Source organism: Anaerobacillus sp. 63XJN7_5_ISO-PGPR-S23-430 (assembly GCF_056173695.1).
The window spans coordinates 3636455-3656684 of sequence record NZ_CM149686.1 but is presented as its reverse complement, the minus strand read 5'-3'; the positions used below and the strand labels follow the sequence as shown (position 1 = coordinate 3656684).

At 40.5% G+C, this 20230-nt stretch carries 14 protein-coding genes; 11 read left to right on the top strand and 3 right to left on the bottom strand.

Going from position 1 to position 20230, the window contains the following annotated elements:
- Positions 1–8: 8 nt before the first annotated feature.
- Entirely contained in the window at positions 9–854 is an 846-nt protein-coding gene (ahlS, locus tag AC0VYJ_RS19025; protein ID WP_194218682.1) for an AhlS family quorum-quenching N-acyl homoserine lactonase, read from the bottom strand.
- A 363-nt stretch (positions 855–1217) separates the two neighbouring features.
- Here ahlS and AC0VYJ_RS19020 point away from each other — a divergent pair, with 363 nt between their 5' ends.
- The 3 genes from AC0VYJ_RS19020 to AC0VYJ_RS19010 all read left to right on the top strand — a co-directional run bounded on the left by AC0VYJ_RS19020 (position 1218) and on the right by AC0VYJ_RS19010 (position 3973).
- Positions 1218–2891 (top strand): sigma-54 interaction domain-containing protein, encoded by a 1674-nt coding sequence (locus AC0VYJ_RS19020; protein WP_430243437.1) that lies wholly within the window; start codon positions 1218–1220, stop codon positions 2889–2891.
- 106 nt (positions 2892–2997) lie between these two features.
- Entirely contained in the window at positions 2998–3615 is a 618-nt protein-coding gene (gene pcp / locus AC0VYJ_RS19015) for a pyroglutamyl-peptidase I (RefSeq protein ID WP_194218684.1), read from the top strand.
- A 58-nt stretch (positions 3616–3673) separates the two neighbouring features.
- Positions 3674–3973: a TIGR04104 family putative zinc finger protein gene (locus AC0VYJ_RS19010; RefSeq protein ID WP_475365898.1), complete on the top strand. Its 300-nt coding sequence runs from the start codon at positions 3674–3676 to the stop codon at positions 3971–3973.
- A 64-nt stretch (positions 3974–4037) separates the two neighbouring features.
- On the opposite strand, the gene AC0VYJ_RS19005 is transcribed toward AC0VYJ_RS19010, so the two are convergent.
- Complete coding sequence (locus AC0VYJ_RS19005; RefSeq protein ID WP_475365897.1) at positions 4038–5876, bottom strand: diguanylate cyclase; 1839 nt, start codon at positions 5874–5876, stop codon at positions 4038–4040.
- 177 nt (positions 5877–6053) lie between these two features.
- Positions 6054–6644 carry a DUF5317 domain-containing protein gene (locus AC0VYJ_RS19000; protein ID WP_430243444.1) on the bottom strand — a complete coding sequence of 197 codons (591 nt, stop codon included), beginning with the start codon at positions 6642–6644 and terminating at the stop codon, positions 6054–6056.
- A 284-nt stretch (positions 6645–6928) separates the two neighbouring features.
- On the opposite strand from AC0VYJ_RS19000, the gene AC0VYJ_RS18995 reads away from it, so the two are divergent.
- The 8 genes from AC0VYJ_RS18995 to AC0VYJ_RS18960 all read left to right on the top strand — a co-directional run bounded on the left by AC0VYJ_RS18995 (position 6929) and on the right by AC0VYJ_RS18960 (position 20221).
- Entirely contained in the window at positions 6929–7855 is a 927-nt protein-coding gene (locus AC0VYJ_RS18995; RefSeq protein ID WP_430243446.1) for an ROK family protein, read from the top strand.
- Positions 7856–7867: 12 nt separating this feature from the next.
- Positions 7868–8830 carry a mannose-6-phosphate isomerase, class I gene (manA, locus tag AC0VYJ_RS18990; RefSeq protein WP_475365896.1) on the top strand — a complete coding sequence of 321 codons (963 nt, stop codon included), beginning with the start codon at positions 7868–7870 and terminating at the stop codon, positions 8828–8830.
- Between the two features lie 147 nt (positions 8831–8977).
- On the top strand, positions 8978–10714 hold the full coding sequence (locus AC0VYJ_RS18985; protein WP_475365895.1) for an ABC transporter ATP-binding protein: 1737 nt from the start codon (positions 8978–8980) through the stop codon (positions 10712–10714).
- Positions 10689–12455 carry an ABC transporter ATP-binding protein gene (locus tag AC0VYJ_RS18980; protein ID WP_475365894.1) on the top strand — a complete coding sequence of 589 codons (1767 nt, stop codon included), beginning with the start codon at positions 10689–10691 and terminating at the stop codon, positions 12453–12455. The genes AC0VYJ_RS18985 and AC0VYJ_RS18980 overlap by 26 nt, the downstream gene beginning before the upstream one ends.
- 172 nt (positions 12456–12627) lie before the next feature.
- Positions 12628–16014: a hypothetical protein gene (locus AC0VYJ_RS18975; RefSeq protein WP_475365893.1), complete on the top strand. Its 3387-nt coding sequence runs from the start codon at positions 12628–12630 to the stop codon at positions 16012–16014.
- 214 nt (positions 16015–16228) lie between these two features.
- The gene (locus AC0VYJ_RS18970) at positions 16229–17227 is read left to right on the top strand and encodes a sugar-binding protein (protein ID WP_475365892.1); all 999 of its coding nucleotides are present in this window, start codon (positions 16229–16231) and stop codon (positions 17225–17227) included.
- On the top strand, positions 17224–18672 hold the full coding sequence (locus tag AC0VYJ_RS18965) for a sensor histidine kinase (protein WP_430245774.1): 1449 nt from the start codon (positions 17224–17226) through the stop codon (positions 18670–18672). Before AC0VYJ_RS18970 ends, AC0VYJ_RS18965 begins: the two co-directional genes overlap by 4 nt.
- Positions 18665–20221 (top strand): response regulator, encoded by a 1557-nt coding sequence (locus tag AC0VYJ_RS18960; RefSeq protein WP_475365891.1) that lies wholly within the window; start codon positions 18665–18667, stop codon positions 20219–20221. Before AC0VYJ_RS18965 ends, AC0VYJ_RS18960 begins: the two co-directional genes overlap by 8 nt.
- The last annotated feature ends 9 nt before the right edge of the window (positions 20222–20230 follow it).

Genomic DNA, 20230 nt, shown 5'->3' with positions numbered 1-20230 from the left:
TCCTCCTTTTATTCGTAGTAGCCTTCTGTTGATTTACGGAAATTATTAAACTGGTTTGAGTCATGACCGAACCATACCTGACTATTCGTTTCCTTTGCGAGTCGTCGGATTTTTTCTACTGATGCTGCGTAGCCGAGAGAATCATAGATAATGCCAGGTGGTTTGATAGGTGGCCCAAAACTTTCGGCTGTATAGACGGCATCTGAGGCGAGAATGATTCCACCGGTTTCCGGCATCTGAATATGCAGACCAATCATTCCCCAGGCGTGTCCACTGCCAAAGTTTAATACTTTAATACCTTCTGCAAGTTGCACATTGTCTTCATTTCGCTTAATGGTTTGCCACTGAAGATTGTTTTTAATCCATGCATCAATATCCCCCCAAATATAGGCGCCTTCTTTCTGATTACGCGCATAGGACTGAAGGGTTCCGTTCAATTCATCTTCATGAACAATAATGGTAGCGTTCGTAAACATCTCAAGACATCCTGCATGGTCAAGGTGGAGATGAGAAGCGACAACGAATTTAATGTCTTCAGGACGTACATTCAGCTGCTCCAGGCGGTTATGAAGGTAGCATTCCTCGCTAGCTTTATAGGGGAAAGTTTGCTGTGTCGCTTCTGTCCAACGGCCTTCTGGTCCCATCGAATTTGGATTACAAGCTGTATCAAAAAGGATCTTGCCGGCCGGGTGATCGATTAGAACTGTGTAAATAGGGAATTCAACAAATTCAGTTTGGGCATTGGGATTCGTAATCGTAGCGGGATTGTGCATCGCAATCATCCAGTTTTTATCCATACTCATACGCCCATTATCCATTACGTACAATTTCGGGTGTTTGTTAATAATGTTCATTCATATTCCTCCTATTATGTTGGTATAAATTGTGAAAAATTTCATTCAAGGGCTGAGACGCTAGCTTTTTAACGCTAAGGGTATTGAGACCATACAGATGATCTTTGGAATACTTCTTTCTTAAGTAATGGTCTGGTGTGGGTGCGTTCAGATAGCACAGTTAGCTCTTTCCTTACGACTTTTAGTGATGCAAGTTTGGTGCCAACTTTTAAAAGCTGACAACATAGCCTTTTTAGACAAATCATCAATTGTTAGGTGATTTTTTTCACCAGTAGGCAGGTATTTGTCTGAATAGATTGAATATAAAGTGGTGACGTAGTTCACCATAAGTTGATAAATTTCACCATTTGAAAGGTGGGTTTTATGCTGAATGTAGCCAAAACAACTGGTTGGGAAGAGGTCTTTTCTTCCTTACACAATGGGGTTGTTATGATAGATCGAGAAGAACGAATTATTTACATGAATGGATCAGCTGAAGACCTTCTTCGTGTACAGCATTGGAAAGGGGCAACTATTCGTGCTTTCGTTCCAAATTCAAGAATCAGCGAAGTACTTGAAAACGAGCATAGTTTAATAGGTGAACGTCTGCATCTGTTTGATCGTGAATGTGTTGTCAATCGAACGCCTCTATATCAGGACGAAGAGCTTATTGGCGTCATTAGTATCATTCAGGATATTACGGAAGTGAAACACTACCGCGATTTGCTGCGACAGTTTGAATCAATTATTGAGTTTTCGACAGACGGATTATATGTTGTGGATAAAGAGGGAACGACGATTTACGTTAACTCAGCATATGAAGAAATGACCGGCTTTCCGCGCTCTGAATTAATTGGGCGACATATGAAAGATTTAATGCAAGAAGGGTATATCGATCAGTCCGTTTCTTTGCTTGTACTAAAAGAAAAAGAGCGGGTGTCCATTCTACAAAAAATCGGGGGTAAGAAGGACGTTATCGTGACGGGAAGTCCGGTTTTTGATGAGAATCACGAGATCGAATTGGTGGTAACAAGCGTAAGAGATATCACACAATTAAACGGTTTGCGCTCTGAGCTTGATCGTGCCAAAACTTTCTCCGAGTTGAATCAAAATAGGTATTCCCTTCAATTGAAAGGGGTAGCTGACAAGGTTGTTTTTCGAAGTAAAGAAATGGGCCTCATTTACGAGAAAGTACAACAGGTAGCTCCATACCCTACAAGCATATTATTAACTGGAGAATCAGGCGTAGGTAAAGAAGTTGTGGCTAATTTAATTCACTATGAAAGTGATCGGAAGGACAAGCCTTTTATTAAAGTGAACTGTGGAGCTATCCCTGAACATTTATTAGAATCAGAGTTATTTGGTTATGAGTCAGGCGCGTTCACTGGAGCGCGTAAGGAAGGAAAAATCGGTTTGCTCGAATTGGCCCAGGGTGGGACGGTTATGCTTGATGAAGTAGGGGAGATGCCTGTTTCTCTCCAAGTGAAACTTCTCAGGGTTTTACAAGAGAGCGAGTTTTATCGGATTGGTGGAAATAAACCGATTAAACTTGATATTCGGATCATCTCTGCTACAAATAAACAGTTGTTAGAAGAAATCGAGAAAGGTTCATTTCGCGAAGATTTTTATTACAGGCTTCAAGTTATTGAGATTTCTATTCCTCCGTTAGCTGATCGTGTCCATGATATTGAAGTATTGGTAGATCATTTCTTTTCTTATTTCTGTTCGAAATATCATATTGAAAAACGGATGACTAAGGAAACACGTAGCGCCTTGCTTACTTATCGCTGGCCTGGAAACGTTCGAGAACTGAAAAATATGATTGAAAGCCTTGTCGTATCTGTTCCTACCATCTCTATTGAACCGCATCATTTACCAGTCCATATTACGGATTATCGTATAAAAGGGAGCGAACCACTTTCATTGAAAGAGCGAGTAGGAAGTTTTGAAAAGAGAATCATATTAGATACGATTCAACAACATCCATCTCTTCGTTCTGCAGCTAAGGAATTAAGGATTGATCATTCAACGCTTGTGAAGAAAATGAAAAGGTGGTAAAAAATGACTATAATTTGAAGGTTAAACCGGTTTGAAAGAGGTAATAGAAAGATAAGTGTTCAGATTATTTGGAGTAATTTGTTATTAAGCGAAAGGGGAGAAGAGAATGAGACCGCTATTGTTGACTGGTTTTGAGCCTTTTCTTGAACATCGTCATAATCCAACTGAGCAAATCGTCAAGGAATTGGATGAGGAAGTGATAGGAGGCTATGAAATTATCTCACGTGTTCTTCCTGTTGATTATGAGCGAGCATCAGAAATGCTGATTGAGTATGTTGAACAATGTGAACCGATTGCTGTGATCATGCTTGGACTTGCCGCTGACCGAACAAAAGTAACGCCTGAGCGAATTGCAATTAATGTGAATGATAGTGTAGAAGATAATGTGGGGCGTGCGCCGGAAGATCAGCCAATCGTGGAAGGTGGACCGGCAGCTTATTTCTCAACTCTTCCTATTAAAAAGATGACTGAGGCACTTGTACAAAATGGTATACCTGCAGAAATATCCAATACAGCTGGAACTTATTTATGTAACAACGTGATGTATAGCGTTTTGTATGCACTTGAACAAAAAGACATCGATATCCCAGCAGGATTCGTTCATGTTCCACCTACATTCGAGATGACGCTCCATCATTCAGCACATACTGGTTTTCCGTTCACTAGCATACGAGACGCCATTAAGATTATGATTCATGCTTTATCGGATTTAGAAGGAGATTAACAGAATTTTGAAACTCTCATGACGTTGAGTTCGTATAAGTAGTATGGGGGTCATAAAAATGACAACTTGTCAGCAATGTCATTCGGAGTGGACGTGGAAAGAATCGTTCCTTATGTTGTTTTCGTTTAAAAAAGCTGTTGTCTGTCCCTATTGTGATAGGGAACAGTATTTAACACGTCGGGCAAGGAATAACTTATCTGTTATTCCAAGTATTGTTGCGCTTCTATGGTTACCAATGATCGCATTCCAAGTTCCCATTTCAGTCATTATCCCAATCGAAGTCGTGATGGCGGTTGGTACGGTCTTCATTCTTCCATATTTTTTTGAAGTAACTGATAATAATGAGCCGTTATGGTAGCGAAAATAAAATGTGAAGCGTTTCTAACGGAAACAAAAAAGCGAATGCGGCCACATTCGCTTTTTTAAATGCTGATTTTGTTTGGTTGTTCAATTGAATGCTTGTGCAGTGGACTTGAATGAATCACCTCAATAAACGCATGAACAAGTTCGGGATCAAACTGCGTTTCAGCACATTTTTGTAATTCGTCTATCGCTTCACTAATTGACTTTGTTTTTTGATAGGGGCGCTCAGTCGTCATGGCATCAAAGGAATCGATAATTGTTAACATGCGAACAAGTCGAGGGATTTCTTTTCCGCTTAATCCGTACGGATAGCCTTTCCCGTCATAACGTTCGTGATGAAGTTCAACGAGTGGAAGAAGATCAGCTAGCTCGCGGTTTGTTGATACAATTTCCCTCCCCCAAATGACATGTTTCTGAACCATCTCCCACTCATCCTTCGTAAGCTTTCCTTTTTTGTTGATAACGTCACGAGGAATCTCAAGCTTTCCGATGTCATGAATGAGTGCTCCCATGACAAGTATTTTCTGATCATTGCTATTCAAGTTAAGCTTGTTGCTGAACTCAATCGCATATTCATAAACTCTTCTGCTATGTTTGTACGTGTACACATCTTTATAAAGAAAGATTTTTAGCTGCTGCTCCAATAATTCCATTTCTTTGTTATTATAAAAGGTTTTAGCAGGTACATTATCAGCGTCAAAAATACAAACGTTGTTCTTTCCTTTAGTCTTGGCATAGTACATCGCTTGATCGGCTTTTTCAAGGACTTCTGAGGAATCGTACATGTCCTGGTTGTATTGGATGATTCCTGCAGAAAACGAGAGACAGCCGTGTGGAAGCACTTCGACTCCTTCGAAATATTGATCATTGATGTCTTTTCGAAAATGATTGATGAATTGATAGGCTTCGAGTTCCGTCTTACCGGGCATTAGCAGTGCAAACTCTTCTCCTCCATAGCGAGCAGCTGTAAACGCGTCGCTCGCACTCTTTTTCAATTCTGCTCCGAAGTGTTTAAGAAGCTTATCTCCTTGAAGGTGCCCGTGCTGATCATTGTATTTCTTGAAGTCATCAAGGTCGATCAAACCGATTGATAGAGGCTGATTTGCTAGTTTTGCTGTTTTGATTTCTTCTTCCAAAAGAGATTTGAAATAGCCATGATTGTATAGTTCTGTTAGATGATCAATGTCCGCTTTTTGGGATACTTCTTGATAGAGCTCAAAATATTGTTTGAAGGAAATGGAGAGTAGCACGGCTACAGTTAGAAATAATAGAACGCCAAGTATAATTTGCTGCTTCATGAGTAGGACAAGATTCAAGGAAAGAATTAACGTGATTAAATAACTTGAGATGGTTTCCTTTAACATTCCTTTAACAATTTGAAGAAGATTCTCGGTGGCGGTTAAAACAAAGAAAAACCCAATGAATAACACGTTCAGCAGAAAATAAACGCTAAGCGAAAGCATATACGAAGTTACATTAAAAAATGATAGTGTTCCGATAGTTCCACCAAATAGAAAGAAAGCTTCATACGTTCCAATAATCATGATGCTATAAATAGAGAAATTAAATAAATGCTTCCACCAAACAACGCTTTTTTTATAAAGAGCATAGATGATCGAGGTTAGTAACAAGATGGTTAGCGCCATATGAATACCAAATACAAATAGGACTGCCAAATAGATCGCTGAATCCATTGATAGGGAATTGCCGCTTGGTGGCAATAGAATTGTATAGTGATTCAATAGTAAAATTGCCGCTACAAACGTGAAGGCCAGACTCCAGTTAAGAGGTGTATATGTCAAGAAGTACTGAGTGAGAAATAAAGAAATCCCTGTGATAGATGCCAGTGTAATATACACGCTTACAACATTAGTGAATTTCTGAAATATGCCCTTCATGTCTCGATCACTCTCATTTAAATTTAGTTTTTTAGGAGAAGCAATGCCTCTCCATCTTGATTAAACCAATTTAAATCCAGAAGTTAGTGCGATAACAGCAGTAGTAATGATAGCGATATTCACAAGGATGCCTGTTAGCTTAATGCCCTCTTTACGTTCCATGAACGTCACCTCCCTTCATATTCCTTTTTGAGGCGCAGGTGATTTGATGAGGTCTTCTGGATGTTTGGACTTAACCATAACGCGCTGGATGAAAATAAAAATACCAATGTTCATAATGATGTCGCCAATACTAATGACTTGATCTTTTGGATAAGGATCAGTAATAGGAATGATGTCACCGAGAAACCCAAAGGCAGTACTGTCGGTTAGGACTGCATGTTTTCCATAGAGACCATTTTTGATGGCTTCTGCATATGCGGGATCAAGTATATTTGCCGCTTCAAGTGATACCGGCATTCGCCCTCCATTGATCGCCATTACGATAAAGTTAAGGAGCACTCCTATGAAAAGAAGCATAATGCCGATGTTCATTTTACGATTTAACCAAAGAAAAATGAGTCCTACAATATAAATAACCATAAAGAGTGGTGCGCTCAGCGTGCCGAGCCAGGAATAGGAAGATTGGAATGTGAAAATGCCAATTTCAATAAGAAGCAACAGGGGGAAGATCCAACCTGCTTTAAAGGAAAGAAAAGCAAAGCCTTTTAAGCTACCTTTGCGTAGGTACCCGACAAGAATAGATAATAAAATGCCGTCAAAAACCATTGAGTCACCCGATTTGTGTAGTTTTATTAATAGTTTAGCAGAGGTTTGGATGATTAGGAAGAATTTTCTGAAATAATATATTAATTTCCAATCTGTTAGACTAGGTGCGTTAATATTGTTGATTTCTTAATGCTTGGATCATTGATATAGCCATCTTATAACTTTGTCTTCATTCTAGTTCTTTCATATCTAAAATTGGAGATTCTATCGTAATCGCTGTTTAGTTTATTATAAAGTGAAAATTCGTGATAATATATAGAAAAGAAAGTTTGGGAGGTAGGATGTTGGAAAATGTATATATAGGAGTTGACCTTGGCGGTACAAATCTCCGCGTCGGTCTCGTAGACGAGAGCGGACGAATACTACAAGTAAAACAAATACCTACAGAGGCAAGCTTAGGTTACGAATCGATTATAACTAGAATGGTTGAACTAATAAAAGAAGTAAAAAAAGCGTATTCAGCTGTATCTATTGGGATTGGTTCACCCGGGCCGCTTAATCCTTTTGATGGAGTTGTTGTATCACCGCCTAATCTTCCAGGTTGGCAAGATGTTCCGATTACAGAAATGGTAGAGGAAGCGATTGGTATCCCTACGTATCTTGTGAATGATGCTGACGCTGCTGCTCTTGGTGAAGCATTGTATGGAGGAGGAAAGGGTCGCGAAAGCTCATTTTACATAACTGTAAGTACGGGGATCGGTGGGGGTTACGTTCAAAATAATCGCCTTATTCAAGGCGAGCATGGCTACAGTGCTGAGGTCGGTAATATGATCATTAAGCCTGGAGGTCAAAAGCATGCCAACATGAACGCAGGATCTCTTGAAGCACTTGCTTCTGGGACGTCGATTGCAAGAGAAGGTAAGGCACGACTTGAAATTTCGGGTGGTGCTGAAGAAGTTTTTGAGCTTGCGGAACAAGAAAATGAGGAAGCTGTTGCTATTATTGACGAAGCTATGGATGCACTAGCGATAGGTATTGCGAACATCGTTCATTCTATTGATCCATCTGTTATTATACTTGGCGGTGGCGTGATGCAGGCAAAGGATATGATTCTACCACTTCTTAAAGAAAAAGTAGATTCTTATGTATACGAAGGACTACGTGGGAAAATAGAGATTGAACCAGTACATCTGCAGGATAAGGCTGGGATAATTGGTGCCGCTATGCATGGCCGGCAGAATTTTGAAAATGAAAAATATAAAGAAAATTAGGGGGCACATAGTATGTACCAACATGAACCACTTTTTCTAACGCCAGAATTTAAGGATCGTCTTTGGGGCGGCACAAAACTGAGAGATGTATTCGGCTATACGATTCCAACAGAAACGACTGGAGAATGCTGGGGAATTTCAGCTCATCAGAATGGGCCAAGTGAGGTAAGAAATGGTCCGCTTGCAGGAAAGAAGTTAAATGAAGTTTGGGATAGTCATCGTGAATTGTTCGGGAATGAAGACGGAGAGCATTTTCCACTTTTGATTAAAATTCTGGATGCCGATCGTGATCTTTCTGTTCAGGTTCACCCTGGTGATACATATGCAAGAGAAGTAGAAGGTGAATCCTATGGGAAAACCGAGTGCTGGTATATTATTGATTGTGATCCAGGTTCAGAACTGATCTTTGGCCATCATGCACAGTCAAAAGAGTCTTTTGAAGAAATGATTGCAAAGGGTGAATGGGAAAGTTTACTACGTCGTGTTCCGATTGAGCCAGGTGAATTTTATTTTGTACCAAGCGGAACCATTCACGCAATCGGTGCCGGAACGATGATTCTTGAGACTCAGCAAAGCTCTGACACAACTTATCGCGTGTACGACTATGATCGTACAGACGTAAATGGAAACACACGTGAGCTTCATATTGAACGCTCGGTTGATGTATCCACGATTCCGCATGAAGATCCGCCGTTCTCACCTGTCGTAACGGAAGAAGAAGGATTAAACCAGGTTGAGCTTGTATCATCGGAATATTTCACGGTTTATAAATGGGAACTTGATGGAGAATATTCTCTTTCGCAAGATCATCCTTATTTACTTGTTAGTGTGCTGAGTGGAGAAGGCATGATTATATCTTCGGAAACCTCTCACTCTGTTAAGCAGGGAGACCATCTAATCATCCCTGCCACAATGAAAGATTGTAAGCTAGAAGGCGATCTTGAAATGATTGTTTCTAAAAGTAATAAAGCATAGTTCTAAGCCAGCTCGAAAGTGAGCTGGCCTTTATTATTTCCGATGAATATTCGTAGGGATTATGAAAAAGCTCATTTTTGTTCGAGGCCCTAAATATCCTGTATAATATAAAATTAAGAAAAAGGATGTAGGATGAGGGAGGATGCCATGCAAAAAGTACTATCCTTTATTAAACCATACAAGGTGGCGGCGATTGTAGCGGCCCTTTTAATGCTTGTTGAATTAGCCGTTGAACTTTGGCTACCGCTATTTATGGCGGATATTATTGATAACGGTATTGCGAAGGAAAACCTTAGTGTCATTACTGAACTGGGGATCTGGATGCTTGTTTTAACGGTTGTCTCATTTATTGCTTCGATCGTTAATACTTACCTTGCTTCATACGTTAGTCAACATTTCGGCTTTGACCTCAGAAAAGCTCTCTTTGAAAAGGTACAGTCTTTCGCTTTTGCTGACTTTAACCGTTTCCCCACTTCATCTCTTTTAACAAGACTAACGAATGATGTGAATCAGGTGCAGCTCGTAGTATTTATGGGACTCCGTATTATGGTTCGAGCCCCGCTGCTTGTGGTTGGTGGGGTAATCATGGCCTTTGTTGTCGATGTACAGCTCGCCCTTCTTTTAACAGCCGCGATTCCTTTAGTCATTGTCTTTCTTTATTTTGTGATGAAAAAGGGAGTTCCGCTTTTCAGCTCAGTACAGGAAAAACTTGATCGAGTTAATGGAGTGATGAGAGAAAATCTAGTTGGCGTTAGACTCATTAAAGCTTACCTTCGAAGTAAGCATGAGCAACAAAGGTTTAAAAAAGTGAACGAGAATTTAATGAATCAAACGGTAACATCTCTTCGCTTGATTGAACTTGCTACGCCGGTACTGTTGATTCTTATGAACGTGGCAATTGTTGCCGTAATCTGGTTTGGCGGAGTGAAAGTGGTCGGTGGAACAGCTCAGGTTGGTGAAATTTCAGCCATCATTACATATGGCACACGGATTACAGTAGCGCTAACCATGTTTTCGTTTATTTTGATGCTTCTTTCACGAGCAAGAGCTTCTGCCTATCGGATGGAGGAAGTGTTGGATACAAATACGTCTTCCAAAGAAGCATCAGGTGTTCAGCCATTAGCGTTAGAGAAACTTCAGTTTCACCATGTGAGCTTTCGTTATCCCGATTCAGAGGACGATGTGCTGCGAGATATAAATTTCACTGCAGAGAAAGGACAATTCATTGGTGTCATGGGTGCGACAGGTTCAGGTAAGTCATCCATGGTTCAGCTTATTCCAAGATTGTATGAACCTGTAGAAGGTCACATTACGTTCAACGGACAGGATGAGACGGATATCGGTATTGATGAATTAAGGAGCCGTATGGGAGTGGTTCCTCAAGAAGTTGTGTTATTCAGCGGCACCATTGCTGAGAATATTCGCTGGGGAAAGGAAGATGCTACCGCAAAAGAGGTTGAAGAAGCGGCTAAAGCAGCCCAAATCCATTCGTTTATTAAGACGCTTCCTAATCAATATGAAACGGTACTTGGACAAAAAGGAATTAACCTTTCTGGAGGGCAGAAACAGCGTTTATCGATTGCGCGTGCCCTTATCCGTAATCCGGAAATCCTTATTCTTGACGACAGTACAAGTGCACTTGATCTAAAAACAGAAGCTGAGTTACAAAAAGCGTTAAGGCATCGTGAAAGCATGATTTTATTAATTGCTCAGAAAATCAGTTCAATTAAAGAGGCGGATAAAATTATTTTGCTTGAAGATGGCGCAATTATTGGAGAAGGGACTCACGAGCAACTTCTTCGGAACAATGACGTTTATCGTGAGATTTATGTGTCTCAGTACGGAGAGGAGGCGTCCAATGAGTTCAAACAACAAACCCTCTAATAAACAAGCGAGAAAGCGACCAGATGATTTGAAGGGAACTGTTGCGCGCATCTGGCGCTATTTATCGATGCAAAAAGGATTGCTTTTCCTCGTCATTGTGATGGTTCTTTTTAGTTCAGGATTTAGTCTTCTAGGGCCTTATCTAACGAGCATTGCAATTGATGAATATCTTGTACCAGCTGATTTAAATGGATTACTGCTCATTCTCGGACTATTAGTCGGGGTGTACGTATTACAATCAGCAGCTACCTTTCTCCAAAACTACTGGATGATTGGGATTGCACAAGAAACGGTCTATCGAATGCGGAAAGATTTATTTCATCACCTGCATCGTTTGCCGATTCCATTCTTCGATAAGAAGACGCACGGAGAGCTAATGAGCCGATTAACAAATGACATAGAAAATGTGAGTCGAACGTTAAATAGTTCTGTGATCCAGATCTTTTCAAGTGTGCTCACTCTTGTTGGTACGGTAGGGCTGATGTTGTGGTTAAGTCCGCTGCTTACTTTAATTACGTTCACTATCATTCCTCTTATGTTTCTCGGAATGAAGTGGATCACGAACCGAACAGGACATTATTTTAAAGAACAGCAGCGTAATCTAGGTGAGATGAACAGTGTTATTGAAGAGACGCTCTCTGGACAGCAAATTATCAAATCATTTTCTCAAGAAAAGCGTGTGCTAAAGCAGTTAGATCAAAAAAATGAAGCGCTACGTACTTCAGGATTCTGGGCGATGACCTATTCTGGTTTTATACCTAAATTGATGAACGTGTTAAATAACTTAAGTTTTTTACTCATAGCAGCGGCAGGCGGTTGGCTGTCTATTAAAGGGATGGTTTCGATCGGTGTGATTGTAGCCTTTATCCAATACTCTCGACTTTTCACCAGACCTCTAAACGATCTTGCGAATCAGTTTAATACGATACTATCCGCGGTTGCAGGTGCTGAGCGTGTTTTTACTATTTTGGATGAGAAAGAAGAGCGTCCGGATGAGGAAAATGCAGTAGCACTGAAGCAGGCGAAAGGAAAAGTGGCGTTTCGAAATGTTTCATTTGGCTATGATAATGAAGATTCGACGCTTACGGATATTTCTTTTGATGCGAAGCCAGGTGAATCGATTGCGATTATTGGGCCAACTGGTGCAGGAAAAACTACCATCGTAAACTTGTTGATGCGCTTCTATGAACTGAATGGTGGCACGATTGAAGTGGATAATCATGATGTTACGAAAGTGACAAGAGAAAGCTTGCGACAAAACATGGGATTCGTTCTTCAGGACACGTTTCTTTTCAACGGAACGGTTCGGGAAAACATCCGCTACGGGAGACTGGATGCAAGCGATGAAGAAGTAGAAAAAGCAGCGCAGGTCGCTAATGCTCATACGTTTATTTCCAGGTTATCAGAAGGATATGATACTGTATTGAACCAAGATGGAGGGGGAATTAGTCATGGTCAAAGACAGCTTCTCTCCATCGCAAGAGCGGTGCTTGCCGATCCAGCGATTTTAATTCTCGATGAAGCCACGAGTAGCATTGACACACGAACTGAAATTCAAATCCAAAAAGCGCTCTGGGCGTTAATGGAAGGTAGAACGAGCTTTATTATCGCGCATCGCCTAAATACCATTCAACGAGCAGATCAAATTATCGCCCTCGATCATGGTGAAATCATTGAAAAGGGCACACATGAAGAATTGTTAGAGCAGAAAGGTTATTTGTGGGGTCAGGTCGGTACCTGACCCCCCTCAAAGACAAAACAAAGCGATTGTCCACCATACATGGACAATCGCTTTGTTTTGTGAATAAACAGAAAAATAGAAGGAATCATATTGCAAGGAAGAAATGAGTATGAGTAAACTAAGAGCAAGAAACAAATTAGGAAAATGTTGTTAATCATTGGAGGTGTGAAAAATGAATGAGGAAGAGAGGGAAAAAGCATTTCAATCTGAGCTGCAAAAGCTCAGGGTGAAAGATTACATATCAGAGCAGACATACGGTACTGTTTCGAACGCGTATCAAAAAATGATGGATGAGGCTATAGAAGCGGAGGAAAAGCATGAGGAAGTAATTGTCCCACGAGAAATAGTTCCAACTAAGTCAGAGGCGCCAAATCCTGTAAAAGAAAAGAAAGTGAAATCAACACAGGAGCTTAGAGATCGAAATTTAACATGGATTTTGGTTATTGGTGTGGTGTTCTTGTTACTTGGTGCGCTGGTACTTGCCACTAGTACGTGGGATGTGATGACATCGATCATGAAGACCGCGCTCATTGGCGGAATTGCGGCTGTGTTCTTTGGGATTAGCTGGCTCAGTGGACATAAGCTTCGCATTGAGAAGACTGCCTTCTCCTTTTTAGTTCTCGGAAGCCTATTTCTGCCTATCGTCGTATTTTCAGCAGGTTATTTTCAACTTTTTGGAGATTGGTTATCTGTGAGAGGCGATGGGAATGAAGTGCTTGGTCTTATTGGTGTTTTGGTTTGTTTGCCTCTATATTTCCTGCAAGCAAATCGGCAACAATCACGTTTATTTGTTTGGTTTTCTTTTGTGACGTTAAGCATCGGTGCGGCCTTTTTTATCCAGGTATTCAACCCGCATGTAGATCTCTTTTATCTTGGAATCGTGATCTTTAATGGACTGTTGCTCCTAATCTATGCTCAAACAAAAAATATAAAGAGTTTCGCTCTTTTTACGAAAGAACTTCCTATCTATGCGCAGGGGAATCTTATTCTCTCAACGCTGCTCCTACTATTCTTTTATGAAAGTGACGTTTTTTATAGTTTTAATGTGATCGTGACGGCTTTTCTTTATCTTTCTATGATTTTTATTGGAAAACAAAAGGAATATCATTTTGTATTTACGTTCTTACTTGTGTATGGCATTTATCAGCTTATTGAGCACTCGTTCCTTGAAGCTGCGGACGTTATGTTATACGCACTTGTCGGCTTTATTTTTATTGGCTTACAGTCGGTGGATCGTCTTCAAAATCCATATATGAGAAAAGCATTCCAACTGACAAGTGGTGCTGTATCACTATGTGCATTCTTTTTTATCACATACAAAGGCTTGGTTTTGCACTTTGATGATCCGTCCTGGTTGCTTGTGATTGGTTACTTGCTCATTAGTCTTAATTATATATACCTTGCTAATCTATCACGCTATCGAATTTTTGGTTTTTTGGCTCCACTATTTCTAGCTGCTGCAGGACTGTATGCGATAAGTTTACTTTATACGAATCCATCGGTTGAAACAGTGATGCTTCATTTGTTTTTTACTGGCGTAACGATATATGTGGGTGGCTATTATTTGAATACATGGAGCGTGACAAAAAGAATTCAAACTGGATCGCTCTTCGTTTCTTTTGGTCCTATGATGCTCTCCCTATTGCTTGGTCTTCTTAGCGAGCTATGGTGGCTAGAAAGTATCCTATTATTCATGTTAGGAATTGTTCATCTATCGATCTATCGAAAAGGGAAGTGGAAATGGCTTCGTCAAACGGGAGCGTTACTGCATTCTATTTCATGGGGAACTGCGCTGTTGGCGCTTTATCCTTTATTGGCGAAAAATGATTTCTATGAAGATAGCTTGGGTGCGCCATTCCATACGGCGATTGCAGCGCTACTCATTATCGGTACTCATTTTATTTGGCAAAAAAGGAATGTAAAAGACCTGGAGGAAATGGCTTTTTGGACCGGTGTCAGCTTCTATGGATTGGCATTGCTTCTCTTGTTCGGCGCGACGGTAGAGGAATTATTTGTTCGCTCGGGACTGTTGGTAGGAGCTATTGGCGTACTCTATCTGATCTTTAAGCGCACAGAGGAAGAGACGTTATGGCCAGTGATCAGTGTATTTACTTTGGGTGCTTATCTTTCTGTTGCGGAAGCATTTCCTATTCAAGGAATGTTTCAGTGGATTATCGGGGCGGTTCTGCTGATCCTGATTGCTGACACGCTTGGAAAAAAAGACGTTGTTATACAGCGTAGTTATTTTTATTTAGGACATGTCTATTTGCCGATCGCTCTCATTTATACCATTTTAGAGCAGGGGAATGAGCCAGTCTTATATATCGTTGGCCTTTTCGTTTATGCTTATTCCGTTCTAACAAGGAAAATCGAATGGGAGGTTCGAACGTTTCTTTATGCAGGTTTTACCGTTCTTCCTTTTCTCTACATGGCGTTAGTTGATACTTTTGATTTAGACGGTGAGGCATACACGTATACAGGATTTGCATCAAGTATCATTATGTTTGCGCTTTGGTTTTTCCTTGGTGGAAGGTGGAAAGAGAGGATTAAGTGGTATGCGGTTCCATTTGCTATCTTAGGATTTCTTCCTTTTATAACCGAATACAGTGAAATCAGTTCTGTGCCTTTTAGTGTTGGTCTACTCTATGCGATTCTGCTGCTTTACTTGATTCACCAATCTGATTGGCAGATCATCACGATTATCCCTCTCCTATTCGTTCAAACGCTGGTATTTCTTCTCCCCGTTGAGACAATGGAGATGCGAACGCTTCTTTTTGTAGGAGTGGCAGTAGGGATGTTAACTGCGGGCTTCCTTATTCATAAAAGGCTCTATTCCTTTAGAGTAAAGCAACTGAAGGAAAAGCATATTGATTGGTACTCCGTAACAGCTCTTTTAACCGTACTTAATCTTTATCAAGAGCTTACATTCGACTCTTTCTGGGCTGATGAGTTACGAGCACTGTTTATCTTTGTTTTTTTCGCACTTCAAGTAAGGAGAGTGCCGACTGGTTTGGCTGCAAAAGTAATGAAAAGCATTGCTGCCCTGTCATTATTAGTCCCTTATTACACGCTCCTTCATCACATTGAAATCAATAAGTATATTGTGACAGAAGTTTATGTATTGCCATGGATTGCGTTAACGATTTATTTATCAAAGCGTACGTGGAATCAAAGCAAGCAAATCATGAGTTTCATAGAATGGAGCATTCTTTCAATCGTAGCAGCAGTTCTTGTAGGTGATGCTTTGATGAGTAATACAATATATGATGCGATCATAGCTGGTGGGCTATCCCTTGGTTCCGTGCTTGCAGGTTTTTACTATCGCATTAAATCATACTTTGTCATCGGATGTAGCGTTCTTCTTTTGAACCTTCTTCTGCAAACGCGACCTTATTGGGGGAATATGCCATGGTGGGCCTACCTATTAATCGCAGGAGCTACACTCATTACTGTTGCAAGTTTCTACGAATGGCAGAAGCAAAATAAAGATAAAGAAGGAAATACACTACTTCAGTTAAAAAAACAACAGTTTATGGAAAAGTGGAAGCAATGGCGTTAAAGAACAAAAGCTGTTTCTATCAACGTGTTTTAGAACCGTTTATAGAGGCAGTTTTTTGTTTTGCTGCTAATCTTATATGAAAAACAAGTTGATTCTATGAAGCTACTACGATATATAATGACGTAAAGGTAAGAGAGTCTCGTGAGCGAGGACAGGTGTCTTTTGAGGGGGTCAGGTACGTACCTGACCCCCATCAAAAAAAGGAGGTTGAGCGATGGCACGCTGGATTTACGTTGTTGGGGGTTTTTTAGTGATTTTGTCATTTTCTTTTTTTATCTTCTATTCTGTAAGGGCTTTCAATATTACGCCTGATCGCCCTTCTGCCTCCTATAAAGCACCGGATTATCGTTTCGTTCTTGTAACGGAGGAGATCGATAACGATTACTGGCGACTTGTGGAGGAAGGAGCGCGGGAAGCGGCTACAAACTACAATGTTTCACTTGAATACACAGGGCCAAAACAAGCGAACCTTGAAGAACATATCAAAACGATTGAGATGGCAGCGGCATCTAAACCTGATGGCATTATGGCACAGGGATTAAATCAAGACGTATCCGCGACAATTATCAATAGTGTCACAGAGAAAGGAATTCCTTTTCTCACAGTGGACACAGATGCTCCTGATAGTAAGCGTGTGGCATATGTAGGCACAGATAATTATTACGCTGGATTTCTCGCAGGTCAGGCGCTTCTTAAAGATACAAATGACGAAGTAAAGGTTGGGATTATTACGGGAAGGTTTGATTCAGCGAATCAAAAGCTTCGTGTAGAAGGGTTTAAAGATGCTATTAAAAATAGCGATCGCGTCGATGTTGTTGCCATCGATGCCTCACAAATTACGCGAATACAAGCAGCGGAGAAAACGTACGAAATGATAAAAGCACATCCTGAAATCAATGCTTTTTATGGGACGAGCGCTCTTGATGCGATCGGTATCGTGCAGGTTCTTGAAAGCATCGGGATGACCGACCAGGTTTATGTTATTGGTTTTGATGTACTTCCTGAGACGATGCAACTACTTAAAGATGGAAAGTTAGAAGCAACAGTTGAACAAAAGCCATATGAGATGGGATATAACGCGGTGGAATTAATGATACAAATTATCGAAGGAAAGGATGTTTCAACGTATCATCATACGATGACAGAAGTATTGAGAAAAAAAGACTTAAAGCAACTAGAAAGAACGACGCCGGGAGGGATTAAACTACCATGAAAATCCAGGGCAAATTTATTCTCTTTTTTACCATGCTCGTCATTTTAATGAATGGTGTCGCTTTCTATTTGTTTCATAGCAGTCAACGAACTATTGATGATTACCATACGAGCTTTGAACGCTTTATCGTGCTGAACGAAATATCACAGCAAACAAATAAAGTGTATGAGGCGATGAATACCTTTCTAACAGAACGGACACAGAAAGAATTAGAAGCATACGCCATGGAGAGAAAGATTCTCTCTGAAGAAAAAGACGAGCTTCTTAGCTCGGTAAAAAATGAAGCGAACGATCAAACCGTCACGAATTATGAAAAGATGATCGAAAGCTTCCTGCTTGAATGTGATATTACAGTGCAAGCTTTTCAACGACAGGATATTAATCAATATTCAGGTCATTTAAATGAAGCAGCCCAAATCTCAGCATTTATCCAAGAAACGACGCTAACATTAATTAATTCTGAGCTAACGGATTATCGCATGTTTTACAACCAGATGGAGGAAAAGAGTACGTATTTGCAGTGGATGGGCATATCATTATTCGTTTCGATGATTTTATTTAGTTTGTTGATGGCATTTTGGTTCTCAAGAGGTATCACAAGGCCCATACACGAGCTTGCAGCAGCAGCTAAGAAGCTATCGAAAGGGGACTTTACGGCGAATAGAGTAGTTGTGAGATCTAGAAATGAGCTACAGCTACTAGCGGATACTTTTTATCGCATGCAAGAGAACATCCGAGGATTAATTAAAGAGATAAAACAGAAATCAGAGTTAGATCAGCTGTTGAAAGAAATGGAGCTCAAAAGTCTTCAAAGTCAGATCAACCCACATTTTCTTTTTAATACGCTAAATACGATTTCGAGACGTGCCTATATCGAAGGCGCGGATCAAACGAGTGAGCTCATTGAATCTGTTGCCGCACTTCTTCGTTACAATCTAGGAAATTTAGCGAAGGATGTCACATTAAAAGAAGAACTGAATATTGTTCGAGAATATTTCTTTATCCAGCAGTCACGATTTGGTGAAAGGGTTACGTTTAACGTAGTGGCAGATGAAGAGGTTCTTGATTGCATGATCCCTGTCTTAACGCTTCAGCCGATCGTGGAAAATGCGTTTATACATGGAGTGGAGTCGTATGAAGAAGGGGGAGAAATCGTCATTCGGGTCTATTCTGATCAAAATGATGTTGTTGTGGAGGTGGCAGACAATGGTGTTGGAATTGATAAAGCAAGACTAACACAGCTTCTCTTCAATGACGGCCGATCGGTTTCTGAGAAGAGACAAGGACATTCGACGGGGCTTGGCATGCAAAATGTAAAAAAAAGAATTGAATTATACTATCAGGAAACAGGCACGATGACGGTGGAATCCACAAAAGGTTCAGGTACGACCGTTCGTCTGAATTTACCTTATACGAAGATGAGAGGAGATGAACAGCTTGCTTAGGATTATGGTTGTAGATGACGAGCAGTTAGAGCGTGAAGCGGTCGAATTGATGATTAAAAGAGAATATGGAGATCAAGTCACCATTCAGAAAGCGAAAAATGGACGAGAAGCCATTGAATTTGCCGAAAAGTTTCAGCCCGAGATTGTCTTTATGGATATTAAAATGCCAGGTATCGATGGGGTAGAAGCAGTGAAAACGATAAAGAGAAATCAACCCGAAATAAAATTTATCATGCTATCCGCGTTCGATACGTTTGACTATGCCCGCGAAGTGATGAAGCAGGGAGTGAAAGAGTATTTACTAAAGCCAGGGGGAAAGCAAGAGATCTTTTCCGCCATTACCCGTCTCTCAGCCGAAATTGAAAATGAACGAGTAGAAGCTGAGAAGCAAGATCATGTACAAGCACAGCTGACAAAAGCTGTTCATCTTCTAGAAGGAGAGTGGATGAACGCGATCCTAATGGATCACGTCACAGAGTTTAGTCCTTCAGAGTGGAGTGAGCTGTTAGGCTTTCAGACGACAGTTGGGTATGCGGTTATCTTTAAATTTCCTGAGGAAAGAAAAGCGATCGTCAATGAAATGGTTCAGTGGGTAAAAGAAAAAATGAAATCCAACGTGCCTGGTGAGGCGATGATTGGAGTGAGGGATGATACGTATTTACCCTGCTTTCTTTTTAGTGAAGATCTTCTGGAGAAGGATAAACGATTAAAAGCGAAGTTACAGCCTACGTTAAGACAACTTCTTCATGAATTTTATCAGGATTTCCGAGAGGTCGTATGTATCGGCGTTGGCAGACCTTATCAGAAAGCTGATCAATTTGTTGAATCTTATCGCGAAGCGCTTCATGCTGTAAACACACTAGACTTTCAACGAGAGGTCACATATGCCTTTTATCAAGAAAGCAAGATTCCTAACGTACCGCGCCAGAGCGGAACTCAGGAGCAGGAGTCTATCGTGATCAACGCCATTAATAATGGTGATTTCACCAAAGCGATGCAAGAACTTGAAGTGTATCTTGGTATGATCTCAGGTGAACAGCCTGCTATATTTGTTCAAAAGGTGAACGAGCTCTTTCTTGTTGCAGAACGAATTTTACAAAATAACGGAATTTTCTTAACTTCCTACAAGTACATTCAAGCGGAAAGCGAAAATGAGGCAAGAAATCTAGCCAGAGCAAAGCTTCGGAAATTGAATGAGAGTGTGCAAACATGGCGTTCGCTTCATGGAGGAGATCGTCTTGAACAGGTGAAGCAATACATTCACACACATTATCATGAGCAGCTAACACTCGAAGAAGCAGCTGAGCATGTTGATCTTAGTCCTTATTATGTAAGTAAATTATTTAAAGACAAAAGTGGTATGACGTTTATAGATTATGTTACAGAAGTTAGAATTACAGCAGCGAAACGAGAAATGCTTGATCCTTCAAAGAGCTTGAAAGAAATTTGTTTCAATGTTGGTTATAAGGACCCAAATTATTTTAGTCGAGTGTTTAAACGAAAAGCAGGTTTTTCACCATCTCAGTACCGTGAACAATTGCACGTATGACAAAAAAAG

What these genes read in the sequence shown, in the direction of transcription:
- ahlS (WP_194218682.1), bottom strand. Translation starts at nt 854, where the DNA reads ATGAACATTATTAACAAACACCCGAAATTGTACGTAATGGATAATGGG.
- AC0VYJ_RS19020 (WP_430243437.1), top strand. Translation starts at nt 1,218, where the DNA reads ATGCTGAATGTAGCCAAAACAACTGGTTGGGAAGAGGTCTTTTCTTCC.
- pcp (WP_194218684.1), top strand. Translation starts at nt 2,998, where the DNA reads ATGAGACCGCTATTGTTGACTGGTTTTGAGCCTTTTCTTGAACATCGT.
- AC0VYJ_RS19010 (WP_475365898.1), top strand. Translation starts at nt 3,674, where the DNA reads ATGACAACTTGTCAGCAATGTCATTCGGAGTGGACGTGGAAAGAATCG.
- AC0VYJ_RS19005 (WP_475365897.1), bottom strand. Translation starts at nt 5,876, where the DNA reads ATGAAGGGCATATTTCAGAAATTCACTAATGTTGTAAGCGTGTATATT.
- AC0VYJ_RS19000 (WP_430243444.1), bottom strand. Translation starts at nt 6,644, where the DNA reads ATGGTTTTTGACGGCATTTTATTATCTATTCTTGTCGGGTACCTACGC.
- manA (WP_475365896.1), top strand. Translation starts at nt 7,868, where the DNA reads ATGTACCAACATGAACCACTTTTTCTAACGCCAGAATTTAAGGATCGT.
- AC0VYJ_RS18985 (WP_475365895.1), top strand. Translation starts at nt 8,978, where the DNA reads ATGCAAAAAGTACTATCCTTTATTAAACCATACAAGGTGGCGGCGATT.
- AC0VYJ_RS18980 (WP_475365894.1), top strand. Translation starts at nt 10,689, where the DNA reads ATGAGTTCAAACAACAAACCCTCTAATAAACAAGCGAGAAAGCGACCA.
- AC0VYJ_RS18975 (WP_475365893.1), top strand. Translation starts at nt 12,628, where the DNA reads ATGAATGAGGAAGAGAGGGAAAAAGCATTTCAATCTGAGCTGCAAAAG.
- AC0VYJ_RS18970 (WP_475365892.1), top strand. Translation starts at nt 16,229, where the DNA reads ATGGCACGCTGGATTTACGTTGTTGGGGGTTTTTTAGTGATTTTGTCA.
- AC0VYJ_RS18965 (WP_430245774.1), top strand. Translation starts at nt 17,224, where the DNA reads ATGAAAATCCAGGGCAAATTTATTCTCTTTTTTACCATGCTCGTCATT.